The 13,580-nt window shown below is 73.4% G+C and carries 12 protein-coding genes; 5 read left to right on the top strand and 7 right to left on the bottom strand.

Annotated elements, in window-relative coordinates; genetic code table 11:
- Positions 1-6 precede the first annotated feature (6 nt).
- The gene (locus tag BFF78_RS23525; RefSeq protein WP_069783753.1) at positions 7-1,665 is read right to left on the bottom strand and encodes a DNA repair helicase XPB; all 1,659 of its coding nucleotides are present in this window, start codon (positions 1,663-1,665) and stop codon (positions 7-9) included.
- Positions 1,666-1,730: 65 nt separating this feature from the next.
- A complete protein-coding gene (locus tag BFF78_RS23530) occupies positions 1,731-4,445 on the bottom strand; it encodes a helicase C-terminal domain-containing protein (protein ID WP_069780207.1) in 2,715 nt (904 codons plus the stop codon).
- Between the two features lie 124 nt (positions 4,446-4,569).
- On the opposite strand from BFF78_RS23530, the gene BFF78_RS23535 reads away from it, so the two are divergent.
- Positions 4,570-5,628 (top strand): hypothetical protein, encoded by a 1,059-nt coding sequence (locus BFF78_RS23535; RefSeq protein ID WP_069783754.1) that lies wholly within the window; start codon positions 4,570-4,572, stop codon positions 5,626-5,628.
- Positions 5,629-5,838: 210 nt separating this feature from the next.
- Positions 5,839-6,459, top strand: a complete 621-nt coding sequence (locus BFF78_RS23540) for an HAD family hydrolase (RefSeq protein WP_069780208.1) — start codon at positions 5,839-5,841, stop codon at positions 6,457-6,459.
- 4 nt (positions 6,460-6,463) lie between these two features.
- On the opposite strand, the gene BFF78_RS23545 is transcribed toward BFF78_RS23540, so the two are convergent.
- Positions 6,464-6,715: a hypothetical protein gene (locus BFF78_RS23545; RefSeq protein ID WP_069780209.1), complete on the bottom strand. Its 252-nt coding sequence runs from the start codon at positions 6,713-6,715 to the stop codon at positions 6,464-6,466.
- Positions 6,716-6,889: 174 nt separating this feature from the next.
- Here BFF78_RS23545 and BFF78_RS49560 point away from each other — a divergent pair, with 174 nt between their 5' ends.
- Positions 6,890-7,273, top strand: a complete 384-nt coding sequence (locus tag BFF78_RS49560) for a cold-shock protein (RefSeq protein ID WP_069780210.1) — start codon at positions 6,890-6,892, stop codon at positions 7,271-7,273.
- A gap of 23 nt (positions 7,274-7,296) precedes the next feature.
- Here BFF78_RS49560 and BFF78_RS23555 read toward each other — a convergent pair whose 3' ends face one another.
- The 4 genes from BFF78_RS23555 to BFF78_RS23570 form a co-directional block, all read right to left on the bottom strand.
- Positions 7,297-8,148, bottom strand: a complete 852-nt coding sequence (locus tag BFF78_RS23555) for a 1,4-dihydroxy-6-naphthoate synthase (protein ID WP_069780211.1) — start codon at positions 8,146-8,148, stop codon at positions 7,297-7,299.
- Positions 8,138-8,884 (bottom strand): futalosine hydrolase, encoded by a 747-nt coding sequence (locus BFF78_RS23560; RefSeq protein ID WP_165289377.1) that lies wholly within the window; start codon positions 8,882-8,884, stop codon positions 8,138-8,140. Before BFF78_RS23560 ends, BFF78_RS23555 begins: the two co-directional genes overlap by 11 nt.
- Positions 8,857-9,354 carry a DUF2771 domain-containing protein gene (locus BFF78_RS23565; protein ID WP_069780212.1) on the bottom strand — a complete coding sequence of 166 codons (498 nt, stop codon included), beginning with the start codon at positions 9,352-9,354 and terminating at the stop codon, positions 8,857-8,859. The genes BFF78_RS23560 and BFF78_RS23565 overlap by 28 nt, the downstream gene beginning before the upstream one ends.
- A 120-nt stretch (positions 9,355-9,474) precedes the next feature.
- On the bottom strand, positions 9,475-10,881 hold the full coding sequence (locus BFF78_RS23570) for an MFS transporter (protein ID WP_069780213.1): 1,407 nt from the start codon (positions 10,879-10,881) through the stop codon (positions 9,475-9,477).
- 279 nt (positions 10,882-11,160) lie between these two features.
- Here BFF78_RS23570 and BFF78_RS23575 point away from each other — a divergent pair, with 279 nt between their 5' ends.
- Together BFF78_RS23575 and BFF78_RS23580 are read left to right on the top strand one after the other, a co-directional pair.
- Positions 11,161-12,087, top strand: a complete 927-nt coding sequence (locus BFF78_RS23575; RefSeq protein WP_069780214.1) for a DUF3027 domain-containing protein — start codon at positions 11,161-11,163, stop codon at positions 12,085-12,087.
- A 475-nt stretch (positions 12,088-12,562) separates the two neighbouring features.
- Entirely contained in the window at positions 12,563-13,564 is a 1,002-nt protein-coding gene (locus BFF78_RS23580) for an esterase/lipase family protein (RefSeq protein ID WP_069780215.1), read from the top strand.
- Positions 13,565-13,580: the final 16 nt, after the last annotated feature.

The raw sequence follows: 13,580 nt of genomic DNA on the forward strand, positions 1-13,580 counted from the left end.
GCTTCCTCAAGATGAGCCGGTGCTGTCCTCCGTCAGGATCTCGTCCGCGTCCACGATCCGGTACGCGTAGCCCTGTTCGGCCAGGAAGCGCTGGCGGTGGGCGGCGAAGTCCTGGTCGATGGTGTCGCGGGCCACGACCGAGTAGAAGTGGGCCTGATGGCCGTCGGCCTTGGGGCGCAGGACGCGGCCGAGGCGCTGGGCCTCCTCCTGGCGGGAGCCGAAGGTGCCGGACACCTGGACGGCGACGGTCGCCTCCGGCAGGTCGATGGAGAAGTTCGCGACCTTCGACACCACCAGCACGCTGATCTCGCCCTCACGGAAGGCGTCGAAGAGCTTCTCGCGCTGGGCGTTGGAGGTCTCGCCCTTGATGACGGGCGCGTTCAAGTGCTCGCCCAGTTCGTCGAGTTGGTCGATGTACTGGCCGATGACGAGGATCTGCTGGCCGGCGAACCGGCGGACGATCGCCTCCGTCACCTTCCGCTTGGTGTCCGTCGTCGCACAGAAGCGGTACTTCTCCTCCGTCTCGGCCGTCGCGTACGCCAGCCGCTCGGAGTCCGTCAGATTCACCCGGACCTCGACACAGTCCGCCGGGGCGATGTAGCCCTGCGCCTCGATCTCCTTCCAGGGCGCGTCGAACCGCTTCGGCCCGATGAGGGAGAACACGTCCGACTCGCGGCCGTCCTCGCGGACCAGGGTCGCGGTGAGGCCCAGCCGGCGGCGCGCCTGCAGATCGGCGGTGAACTTGAAGACGGGAGCGGGCAGCAGATGCACCTCGTCGTAGACGATCAGTCCCCAGTCCCGGGAGTCGAACAGCTCCAGGTGCGGATAGACGCCCTTCCGCTTGGTCGTCAGCACCTGGTAGGTGGCGATGGTGACCGGGCGGATCTCCTTCTTCGTACCGCTGTACTCGCCGATCTCGTCCTCGGTCAGCGAGGTCCGCTTCACCAGCTCGTGCTTCCACTGCCGGGCCGAGACGGTGTTGGTGACGAGGATGAGGGTGGTGGACTTCGCCTGGGCCATCGACCCGGCTCCCACCAGCGTCTTTCCGGCGCCACAGGGCAGCACCACGACCCCGCTGCCGCCGTGCCAGAAGTTCTCCACGGCCTGCTTCTGGTACGGCCTGAGCGCCCAGCCGTCCTCCAGCAGCTCGATCGGATGCGCCTCGCCGTCGACGTACCCGGCGAGGTCCTCGGCCGGCCAGCCCAGCTTCAGCAGCACCTGCTTGATCTGCCCGCGCTCGGACGGGTGCACGACGACGCTGTCCTGATCGATGCGGGCGCCCACCAGCGGGATGATCCGCTTGGACTTCAGCACCTCCTCCAGCACCGGCCGGTCGGTGCTGGTGAGCACGAGTCCGTGCGCCGGATGCTTGCTCAGCGTCAGCCGCCCGTACCGGTCCATCGTCTCGGCGATGTCCACGAGCAGTGCGTGCGGCACCGGATACCGGCTGTACTGCACCAGCGCGTCCACGACCTGCTCGGCGTCGTGCCCGGCGGCACGCGCGTTCCACAGCCCGAGCGGGGTGACCCGGTAGGTGTGGATGTGCTCCGGCGCCCGCTCCAGCTCGGCGAACGGCGCGATGGCACGCCGGCAGTCGTCGGCCCGCTCGTGGTCGACTTCCAGGAGCAGGGTCTTGTCGGACTGGACGATCAGCGGTCCGTTCACGTGCGGCACACACCCTTTCCACAACGGCCAAACGTCCAGTGTGCCCTACACACCGACGATCACCGTCAGTCTCCCGCCAGCTCCGCCACCCCCGTGATCCGGTGCAGCGGATAGGTGCGGACCTCGTCCGCGGTGTGGTCGTACGCCGTGACGAAGCCGCCCTCCACCTTGACCGGGGCGATGACGCGCTGGCTGGCGGTGCCCTCGGCGTTGACGTAGCCGATCCAGAGGGACTCCCCGGTCAGGACGGCGGCCTGCATGGTGGCCAGGGTCTCGGCGGAGGAGGTACGGGGCAGTTCACCGCCGGCCAGGGGTGCCCCGCCGGATCCGCCGCCGGACTCGCCGACGGGCTTGCGCGGGGCGGTGGCGGCCAGGTCGCCCGCCCGGATCGCGCGGATCGCCGCCCCGAGCAGCGTGGCGTCCGGCGCCGGCGGTCCGTCCGGCACCGGCTCGGGGGCGGTGCGCGGCGGAGTGCGGTGGGCGTGGGCACGGGCGATCAGGACGTCACCCTCGGCGGACTCGGCGGCCGGTGCGTAACCCATCGCGCGCAGGCCCTCCAGCAGCGTCGCCGGGTCGCACTGGGCGGCCAGCACGGTCGGGGCGAGGCGGCGCAGGCGAAGGGCGGCGGCGCGCCGGTCGGCCAGGATCTCGTTCAGCAGGGTGTCGTCGTCGCAGCGTACGTACGCCGAGGCCGCGCCGATGCGGAGGTGACCGTGCTTGCGGGCCACGTCGTCGATCAGATAGGCGAGCGGCTGCGGGACGGGCGTGCGGGAGTGCTGGGCGAGGAAGGCGTGCAGATCGGCGGCGCTGCGGCCGGCGTCCAGGGCGCGGCGTACCGAGGCCGGGGTGAAGCGGTACACGGTCGCGCCGCCCTTGGACTCGACGTCCGCGAGCACGTCCAGCACATCGGCGAGGGGACGCTGGAGCGGCCCGGGTGCCACGGCCGTCAGGTCGGCCTGGAGCAGCACGTGGTCCAGCGGCTCGGGGAGCAGCGGCGCGAGCAGCCGGGCGGCGGCGGCCGTCGCCACGGCCTGCTCCGCGGGCGAGAGCGGGGCGAGGGCGGGGCCGGGGCGGTGGTGATGGTGGACGGGGAGCTTGTCGCCGGGGCCGCCGGGCTCGGCGGGGCCGGTCCCCTCGGCCGAGCCGACGGAGGCAAGGACGTGGACCGAGCCGGTGGCGGCCGGCGGGGCGGAGGTGCCCCGGGAGGCGGAAGCGCCGGGGACACCCGAGGGGGTGCGCGAGCCCGGCCCGGTTGCCGGGGCGCCCGATCCGGTGCGCGAGCCCGCCCCCGCCGCCGGGGCGCCCAGCAGGGCCCGCGCGTGCGCCGACAGCGCGCCCCGGCCCGTGATGCCCAGCAGCTCCGCCTCGGTCAGGGTCCAGCGGGCCAGCCGGGAGCGCAGGTCCTCGTCACCGTCGCGCTGCGGCCCGCGCAGCGGCCGTTCCCAGCACAGGCGGGCCAGTACCGACTCGGTGTCCGGGGCGGCGCCCACCGGCAGCCCGGCCAGCAGGGTCAGCACCCGGTGCCGTACCTCGGGTGCGGCCGAGCGGTCCAGGCCGGGGCCGAGCGCGGCGAGCGTACGGTCCTTGGCGTCCCGCCCGCCTACCAGCCCCGCCGTCCGGGTGGCCGCCAGCCAGGCCTCCGCCAGCCGGGCCCAGCGCTCGGCGGCGGGCCGCTCCAGCCACTCGTCGTAGGCGGGTGTGGCCGCGTACCGTTCGTCGGCCTCGCCGTCGGAGGCGATCAGACCGGCCGCGTACGCCAGCTCCACCCAGAACGCGGCGACCGGCTCGGCCGCGTCGAGGGCGACGGCGGTCCGCTTCAGGTCACGCACGCTCAGGCCGCCGGCCCGCAGCACCGCCGGGCCGCCCTCGTCCCAGTCCTTCAGCAGCTCCTCGACGGTGGCGAGCGCGGTGTACGCCTGCCCGGCCGCCGTCGCGTCCACCACCTGCGGGCTGTGGGTCGCGGCCGGTTCGACGGCCGGCGGCAGCGGCTCGGGCGCGCGGTGGGCGCGGCCCTCGCGCAGATGCAGGGCCACTTCGCGGGGCAGGACGACCGTGCCGGGGGCGGTCGGCAGCAGCAGCCCGCGGTCCAGCAGCCAGCGCAGATGCGCGGCCGGCTCCGGGGTGACCTGCCCGTACGGAGGCCCCCACACCAGCCGGGACAGCACCTCGCGGGCCGGTTCCGGGGCACCGGCGAGCAGTTCGGCCATCTTCTCGCGGTCGCTGAACAGCGCGGTGAGCGCGGCCATGGCGGACACCGAGTCGTGCGTGGAGGGCAGCCCGGCCGCCGTGACGATCTCCTGCATCCGGCCCGGCGACATGCCCGAGGTGGCCTCCTGCACGGTGGGCCCGAGGCCGGTCGGGGAGGGGTGCTGCGGGGATGGCGCGAGGAGTTCGCGAGCGGTGCGGACCAGCCGCAGCCGCTCGTCGTCGCCCCACACCAGCGCCTGTTCGCGCAGGGTGGCGAGGGCGTGCGGCAGCGCGGCGGCGACCGTCTCGTCCCCGGCGTCCCCGGCCAGCAGGGCGAGCAGCGTGTCGTACGACGCCGGGTCCGGGGCGACCGCCAGGGCCTCCGCCGTCTGCAGCGCGAACCGGTCCAGCCGCTCCAGCGCGCGCAGCACCGAGGCACGGGTGCCGGCGCGGGTGGCCAGCTGGGTGAGGTCGGTCGGGACGGGCGTGATGAGGTCAGGGCGGCTGCGCAGCAGCGCGGCCAAGGAGACGTCGTCCCGCGCGCGGAGCGCTTCCGCGAGGGAACGGGGGGCTGGGTGGGCCGCTTGGCTCATCTGACCCACGTTAGCGGGTGAGTACGTTCCAGCCGAGCGGGTCGGGTGCCGGCCCCGGGCGACCGGGGGGAGGCGGTACCGTCCTCACCGGGGTTTCATGGCCTTCACCCCGGAGGGGTTTCCGTTGGGGATCGAGAGCGACCAGGTCGTCTACGAATACCTGAGCCGTGTCGGAGACATCGCTCAGCAGCGGCAGCTGCCGTCGGGCACGCGGATGCGGCTCGTGTCGGAGCTTCGGGGCGAGATCGACCGGCACCGGGCCCAGTCGGCGGTCGACAGCCCCGCCGCGGTCCGCCGCATCCTGGACCGCCTGGGCACCCCGGACGAGGTGGTCGAGGCGGCGGGCGGCACGTCGGGCACGTCCGGTACGTCCGGCCCCGGCCGGTTTCCGCAGCCGCCGTCCGCCGCTGTGCCGGTGCGGCCCGCGCCGCGCGAGCCCAAGCCGAAGGGCCGGCCGGAGCCGGCGGACGGGGAACAGCGTGCGAAGGGCCTGCGCCGGGTGGTCCCCCGTTCCCGTCCGCGCCCTGCCGAGCCCGAGCCCTTCACCCCGCGCAACGCCCCGTCCCCGCCGCACCTGGCCGGCGCGCACGAGCTCGGGGACAGCGCCGTGGAGCCCGACTGGTGGCGGCTGGGCGGCAGCCCGTTCGGTGTCGCCGCCGAGACGATCGACTCGGTGCCGGGGTTCGTGGGCGGCGTGGAGATCCCGGAGCTGCTGAAGCGCCCGCCGAAACCGACGGAGGAGACGGCGGCGACGCAGAAGCCGGCCCCGGAGACGGTGGTGCCCGAACCGGACGCCACCGAGTCCGAACCGGCCCCGCGCCGCCGCCTGTTCCCCCGCCCCGCCGCCGGCTGGACCAACCCGCTCCTGCTGCTGGCCGCCGCCGCGCTGATCGCCGGTGCGGTGCTCGGGAACTGGTTCGCCCTGCTCCTGGGTTGGGCCATCGCCTACGGCTCCCGGCGGCTGACGCCCGCGGAGACCAAGGTGGCCGTGATGGTCCTGCCCGGTGCGGCCATCGCGGCCGGTCTGGTCTGGCTGTGGGGCCGGGTCAACGGCCGCTGGGGCACCCCGATCGCCCAGGGCCACATGAACGAGGCGGTCGCCGGAACATGGCCCTGGGTCGTCCGCGCCGCGGCCATCACCTCCGCCCTGTACCTGGTCTGGCGCTCCCAACGCACCCGCTGACGGCCCGGACCGGGGCCGGGGGGCCGGCTGCGACGCTTGCCCGAGCTTGCGGGTACCGCTGCGCCTGAAAGCCGACGGCACCGCAACCCCCCAGGGGCGCGGGGAACTGCGCGACCAGCCCACCACACACCCGCACCCGGCGACGACACACACCCGCACCCGGCGACGACCCCGCCCCACTCGGCCGAACCGCCGGAGGCAACCCGCACAATGGCCCATATGACATTCACCGTCGGCTTCGACCTCGACATGACCCTCATCGATTCCCGCCCCGGTATCCACGCCTGCTACGCGGCGCTGTCGGAGCGGACCGGGACGTTCATCGATGCCGATCTGGCGGTGACCCGGCTCGGCCCGCCGCTGGTGGAGGAACTGGGCCACTGGTTCACCAAGGAGCAGATCCCGGCGATGACCGCGCTGTACCGGGAGATGTATCCGGCCATCGCCATCGCCGCGACGCCCGCCATGGCAGGTGCCCGCGAGGCCGTAGCCGCCGTACAGCAGGCCGGTGGCCGGACCATGGTCGTCACCGCGAAGTACGAGCCCAGCGCCAAGCTGCACCTGAGCCACCTCGGCATCGAGCCGGACGTGGTCGTCGGCGACCTGTGGGCCGAGCAGAAGGCGCAGGCACTGCGCGAATACGCCGCGGGCGTCTACGTCGGCGATCACGTCGGAGACGTACGCGGGGCCCGTACGGCAGCGGCCCTGTCGGTCGCCGTGGCGACCGGACCCTGCACCGCCGACGAACTGCGCGCCGCGGGCGCGGACGTCGTCCTGGACGACCTGTCCGCCTTCCCGGACTGGCTGACCGGCTACCGGGCGGCGGCGTAACCGGCTATCGCGCGGCGGCCCGCGCCTGACGGCGGCCCGCGGTCAGCGAGCGCAGTACACCCGCCCCGGCCAGCAGGAAACCGACGCCCATGAGCATGCTCATGCAGTACATGTACGTCGGAAATGGCTTCCCGCCGAGGAACAGCGGGGCCACCGTGACCAGCGTGGCCACGGCCCCCACGAAGAAAACGATGGCACCGGCGCGGATCAGCCGGTCACCGGGCACGGCGGAATTCGTTTGGGTTTTGTCACGCACCGCACCAGGGTAGTTCCCAGCGCGAGAGAACAACCGGGGGACGTCTTGTCACCCGCCCCGAGACCATTACGCTTGGTAGCGGCGGGTCACAGTCGACCCGCTCTAGTGCTATCCAGAGCACTTTCCAAGCAGAGCAGCAGCAGTTCCCAACTAGTACGAGGACGAGGACAGACGGTGCCGACCGGGCGTGTCAAATGGTTCAACAGCGAGAAGGGCTTCGGCTTTCTCTCCCGCGACGACGGCGGTGACGTCTTCGTCCATTCCTCGGTTCTCCCCGACGGAGTCGACGTACTCAAGCCGGGACAGCGCGTGGAGTTCGGCGTCGTCGCCGGTCAGCGCGGTGACCAGGCGCTGTCGGTGACCGTGCTGGAGCCGACCCCGTCCGTCGCGGCGGCACAGCGCAAGAAGCCCGACGAGCTGGCCTCGATCGTGCAGGACCTGACGACCCTTCTCGAGAACATCACGCCGATGCTCGAGAAGGGCCGCTACCCGGACAAGGCGTCCGGCAAGAAGATCGCCGGCCTGCTGCGGGCGGTCGCCGACCAGCTGGACGTCTGAGCCGGTCCCCATCTGATCCCGTTCTACGGGAACGCGAGCGCATCCGGGCCGAGGGGCGGCAGCAGCCCCTCGGCCGCCGCGCGTGTGAGCAGCCCGCGGATCGCCGCGTAGCCGTCCTCGCCGAGGCCGGCGGTGAACTCGTTGACGTACAGCCCGATGTGCTGGTCCGCCACCGCCGGGTCCATCTCCTGGGCGTGCGCCATGACGTACGGCCGGGAGGCCTCGGGGTCGTCCCAGGCGGCCCGTACGGAGGCGCGGATGGAGTCCGCGAGCCGGGTGAGGGTCTCGGCGCCCAGGCTGCGCTTGGCGATGATCGCGCCCAGCGGGATCGGCAGGCCGGTCGTCCGCTCCCAGTGCTCGCCCATGTCGGCGAGCTTGTGCAGCCCGTAGTTCTGGTAGGTGAACCGGGCCTCGTGGATGACGAGCCCCGCGTCCACCTTGCCGTCCCGCACGGCCGGCATGATCTCGTCGAAGGGCATGACGACGATCTCGCCGACCCCTGCACCGGGCAGCGTGTCCGCCGCCCAGAGCCGGAACAGCAGATACGCCGTCGACTTCTCGCTCGGCACCGCGACCGTACGGCCCTTCAGATCGGCGTCCGGCTCCCGGGTGAGCACGAGCGGCCCGCAGCCCCGCCCCAGCGCACCGCCGCACGGCAGCAGCGCGTACGCGCCGAGGACGTACGGCAGGACGGCGTACGACACCTTCAGCACGTCGAACTCGCCGCGCTCGGCCATGCCGTTGGTGATGTCGATGTCGGCGAAGGTCACGTCCAGCGCGGGGGCGCCGGGGACGCGGCCGTGCGCGAGGGCGTCGAAGACGAAGGTGTCGTTCGGGCAGGGGGAGTACGCGATGTGCAGGGGCTCACTGGTCATGTGCGTTCCAACTCTCCAGTGCGGGGCCGAGCTTCCCGAACGCCTCGGTGAGGGCGGTGAGGGCGTCGCCGATGCGCCAGGCGGCGCGGTCGCGCGGGCCGACCGGGTTGGAGACCGCGCGGATCTCCAGCACCGGCACCCCGTGCGCGGCGGCGGCCTCCGCCACCCCGAAGCCCTCCATGCCCTCGGCGAGCGCGCCGGGGTGCCGGTCGCGCAGGGCGGCGGCGCGGGCGGCGGTGCCGGTGACGGTGGAGACGGTGAGGATCGTGCCGGTGCGGGCGCCGGTGGCCTCGCAGGCGAGGCGTACGACCGGCTGCGGCGGGCGGTGGGTGACGGTCCCGAAGCCCAGTTCGGTGACCGGGAGGAAGCCGTCGGCGGTCTCGGCGCCCAGGTCGGCGACGGTGATCGCGTCGGCGACGACGAGCGAGCCGACGGGCGCGCCGGGCTGGAAGCCACCGCCGATCCCGGCGCAGACGACCAGGTCGTAGGGGGCGCCTTCGAGGGCGGCGGCGGTCAGGGCGCCGGCCGTGGAGGCGGCGGCGAGGGCCGGGCCGACGCCGGCGGCCAGCAGATCACAGCCGGCGGCGGTACGGCACAACAGCGCCCCGGGGAGCCGGATCCCGGTCACGGCTCCGGAGAACGCCCGTGCCACCGCGTCCCGCTCGACGGGGACCGCGGTGGCGACGAGGACGCGTGCCAAGGCCGTGATCAGGCCTTCTCGAGCTTGAACGACCACATGCCCTGGTTGGCCTTCTCGCCCATGCGGATCGTGATCGTGTTGGTGTCGCCGCCGGTGCCGTACTGCTGGTTGAAGAACGCGCTGCCCGGGACGGTGCGGTAGGTCTTCTTGCTGACGTCGGTGAACTGCTGGCCGTTCACCAGGAGGACCCAGCCGGCGTCCGCGATCTTCGGGTCGACACCGATGCGGACCGTCTCGTCCTGGTCGACCTTGATCGACTTGGCCTTGCCGACGTTCTTGACGCACGTCGTCAGCGACTTGGCGTCCAGCGCGTTGCCGTCGTTGTAGCACATGGCCTCGGAGTTGACCGAGCTTCGGCCGACGGTGACCGTCGCGACGGGCGTCGGCTTCTCACAGGCCGTGAGCAGGAGCAGTCCGGCGGAAACGGCGCCGGCGGCGGCGACGGCGCGGCGGCGTCGCACAGCCCGGTGTACATCAGCGGCTTCGCCGCGGGGCAGCGTGGTCATGGCCGAAGGCTATCGGGCGCCCGGAGCCGTCCGCCCACGTGGGGTGCGGCGTGCCCGGTTCGTTACGCCAGCCGTGCCCATGGGCCGTAAAACCGTGTCCGCTTCGTTATCCCGGGCAGGTCAGGCCACCCGGGGCCGTGAGCGGCCGCCGTGCCGGGCCGAGGCGAGGAGGCCCTTCAGCGTGGCCAGCCAGCCGGCCGCCACGAACGTGGCGCCGATCAGCAGCCCGAGGGTGCCGTCGAGCGGCAGCACGATGCCGACGGCCCCGCCGAACACCCACGCCATCTGCAGCAGCGTCTCCGAGCGGGCGAACGCCGAGGTGCGCACCAGCTCCGGCACGTCCCGCTGGATCAGCGCGTCCAGGGCCAGCTTGGCCAGCGCCTGCCCGAACCCGGCGACGGCGGCGAGACAGGCCACCAGGAACGCCCCGAAGAACAGGGCGGCCACGAGCGAGGTACCGAGCACCACCGCGACGACGGTCACGATGATGATCTCCGGGGCGCGCGACTTCAGCCAGGCCCCGACGGCCGTACCCAGCGCGTTGCCCACACCCGCGGCGACCCCCACGATCCCGAGCGAGACCGCCGCGCTCTCGCCGGTCATCGGATGCACGCGCAGCAGGAAGGCCAGGAAGAAGATCAGGAAGCCGGACAGACAGCGCAGGGCGGCGTTGGCGCCGAGCGCGTGGGTGACGGCGGGCCCCACGGTCCGCAGCCCCGGCCGCTTCACCTGCTGCTTCCTGCGCTGGGGCCCGTGCAGATGCTGTTCGTCGGCCGCGAGCAGCGCCCGGTCCTCGCCCTTGGCCGAGTCCACCTTGCGCGGCAGGGAGAAGGACAGGAACGTTCCCGCCACGAAGATCACGAAGGCGCCGTACAGCGGCCAGGGATCGCCGGCCTTGTGCAGCCCCGCCGCGACCGGGGCGGCGACACCGGTGGCCAGCAGCCCGGCCAGGGTGACCCGCGAGTTGGCCTTCACCAGCGAGAACCGGGGCGGCAGCAGCCGCGGTACGACGGCACTGCGGACCACGCCGTACGCCTTCGAGGCGACCAGCACACCCAGCGCGGCCGGATACAGCTGCAGGCTGCCGCTCGCCACGGCGCCCGAGATGACCAGCGCGAGCAGGGCACGGGCCAGCATGGCCCCGGCCATCGCGGCGCGCCGGCCGTGCGGCAGCCGGTCGAGGAGCGGGCCGATGACCGGGGCGAGGACGGTGAAGGGCGCCATCGTGATGGCGAGGTAGAGCGCGACCCGCCCCCGCGCCTCGTCGGTCGGCACGGAGAAGAACACGGTGGAGGCGAGCGCCACGGTGATCATGACATCGCCGGCGCCGTTCACGGCGTGCAGCTCGATCAGCTTGCCGAGCCCCGACTCGCCCGCGCCGTGCGCGTGCGTGGCCTTGCGGATGCCCCGGGCGGCACCGGTGACCGGGAAGTGCAGGGCACGCCCGACGGAACGGACGGTGCCACCGGCCCGGCTCGCACCGCCGCCCCGAACACCACGCCTGTCCGCGGTCGCCACGTGCTTCATAGTGCCCTGAGATGGCGGCGGATAGTGCGAATCCGGCAGGCATGGCGCCGAACCCGCCGCGCGGACCCGGGTGCGCGAGCGGGAAAACCTGCCGCGTAGCGGCGAAGAATCTCGTTCGGTGTAGCGTGCGTATCTCAGCCATAACGCAGAATGGATGGCAGAGGTGCGCCCGAGCGCGCGGATGCATGACGTCGATGCGGTCCCCTGGTCCGCTCCGTCGGCAGGCCCGCCTTCAGGCAGCCGCACTCGACGAGACGGCGTAGGAGAGAAGCGATACCTGTGAGCGCAGCGACAACGCGAAGCCGCACCCCCGACCGTCTGTGCGCCGAGGCGGTCGACCTCGCCCGTGGTGCGGCAGAGGAGGCCGCCGCCCCCGGCGTGGTCGGCGAGCACGCGGGCCTCGTCTCGGAGGGCGACCGCGTTGTCACGCACTTCTTCGAGTGCAAGGAGCCGGGCTACCGCGGCTGGCGCTGGGCGGTGACCGTGGCCCGCGCCTCCCGCGCCAAGATCGTCACGCTCGACGAGGTGGTCCTCCTCCCCGGCCCCGACGCCCTGCTCGCCCCCGAGTGGGTCCCGTGGAGCGAGCGGCTGCGGCCCGGCGACCTCGGCCCCGGCGATCTGCTCCCCACCGACCAGGACGACCTGCGCCTGGAGCCCGGTTACACCGGCGAGGAGGAGCCGCTGCCGAGCGCGCCGGTCTCCCACGAGATGGCGGAACTGGCGGAGGCCGAGGACGCCGACGTGACCCCCGGTGCCCCGGCCGTCCAGCCCACGGTCCCCTCCCGTGGCTCGATCGCCGCGGTGGCGGAAGAACTGGGCATGCGCCGCGCCCGGGTCCTGTCCCGCTACGGCCTGCACATCGCCGCCGACCGTTGGGAGGAGTCGTACGGCGCCAGGACCGCGATGGCCCAGGCGGCCCCGGCGACCTGCCTGACCTGCGGCTTCCTGGCCCCGATCGGGGGCTCTCTCGGTCAGGCCTTCGGTGTGTGCGCCAACGAGTTCTCGCCCGCCGACGGCCGGGTGGTCTCCCTGTCCTACGGCTGCGGCGGCCACTCGGAGGCCGCGGTCATGCCGAAGCCGCCCCAGCCGGCCCCGCCGGTCATCGACGAGACCCGGGTGGACCCCTTCCCCCTCCGCCCGGCCCGCGACTCGGGCTCGGTCCCGGAGGCGGGCGACGAGGAGACGGCGGAGCTGGGCCACTCCTGAACGCCGGCCTTCGGCCCGATGGTGGACGACCCCGGTTTCACCCGCGCCGTGGAGAACAACATCCGCCGGTCCACGGCACTGGTCGCGCAGAGCGGGGGACCGGATCTGGAAACGGCCCGAGCGGCGCGCCTGCCTTCTGCGAGGGCCTCTGCTTCACCTCGGGCCGAACCGGCCGACCCCGGTCCGGAGGGGCGGCTCCCGGCAGATCTGCCGCCGCACGGTCACGGCCCAGCCGCCGCCGCGGATCAGCTGGGCCCGCTCCAACGCAAGCCCCCGGGAAGGCAGTTGCTCCCCCGGCATGGGGCACCCCACCTCGCCCGGACGGAATCCGTGTCGTACGCCTCCGCCCGCTGACCGGATGAAACCGGCTGCTCCATAAGGGGCGCCGCGCCCGTCGGCGGGCCCCGCGGAGATCCCCACTCCTTGATCATCGCCGAGTCGGCGTCCGGCCGGCCCTGAGGCGAGGAGTGGACCGATGGCGGACCGGTGTGTTTCCGGGGGACGGTCGAACCGGCGGCGCGGCAGGTGGGCCGCGGCCTGTGCGGGCCTCGCGCTCGCGCTGGGCCTGGGGCAGGGCGCGGCCGTCGCGGCGGCCGACCCCGCGCCGCCGGTACCGCGCGGGAAGCTCCTCTCCCTGCCCTTGGCGGGCGTCGGGGGGCTCCTGCACCCGGACGCGCCGCCCGCGGGGGCCGACGACTGGAGCTGCAAGCCCACGCGTGAGCATCCGCGCCCGGTCGTCCTGCTGCACGGGACCTTCGCGAACGCCTACGACGACTGGGGCCTGATGTCCCCGTACCTGAAGCAGCTGGGCTACTGCGTCTTCGCCGCCGAGTACGGCGGGGCGCCCGGCAACCCGGTCAAGGCCACCGCACACATCCCGGACTCCGCCCGGCAGATCGCCGGTTACGTCGACCGCGTACTGAAGGCCACCGGCGCCCACCAGGTCGACCTCGTCGGGCATTCCCAGGGCGGCGGCGTGACGCCCCGCTGGTATCTGCGGTTCGACGGCGGCACGGATCCCGCGCACCCGGAACGGAACAAGGTGCACAGCCTCGTCGGGCTGGCGCCGTCCAACCACGGCACGACCGGCTCCGGCCTCGGCACCCTGACCACGAAGCTGGGTCTCGACAAGACCGCGTCGCTGGTCCTCGGCGAGGCGTACGAGGACCAGCTGGTCGGCTCCGAGGCCAACACGACGCTCGACCGGGACGGGGACACCCGGCCGGGGGTCGACTACACCGTCATCGCCACCAAGTTCGACGAGGTCGTCACCCCGTACACGCACCAGTTCCTGACCGCCGGACCGGGCGCGACCGTCAAGAACATCACGATCCAGGACATCTGCCCGAGGGATTTCTCCGAGCACGTCTCGATCGCGTACGACTCCAACGCCGCCCAGCTCGTGCGCAACGCCCTCGACCCCGCCCACGCGCAGCCCGTCGACTGCGGCCTCACCCTGCCGGTGCTCGGCGGCTGACCGCCGCCCGCCGCCC

It is taken from the genome of Streptomyces fodineus (genome assembly GCF_001735805.1).
Classification (GTDB): domain Bacteria; phylum Actinomycetota; class Actinomycetes; order Streptomycetales; family Streptomycetaceae; genus Streptomyces; species Streptomyces fodineus.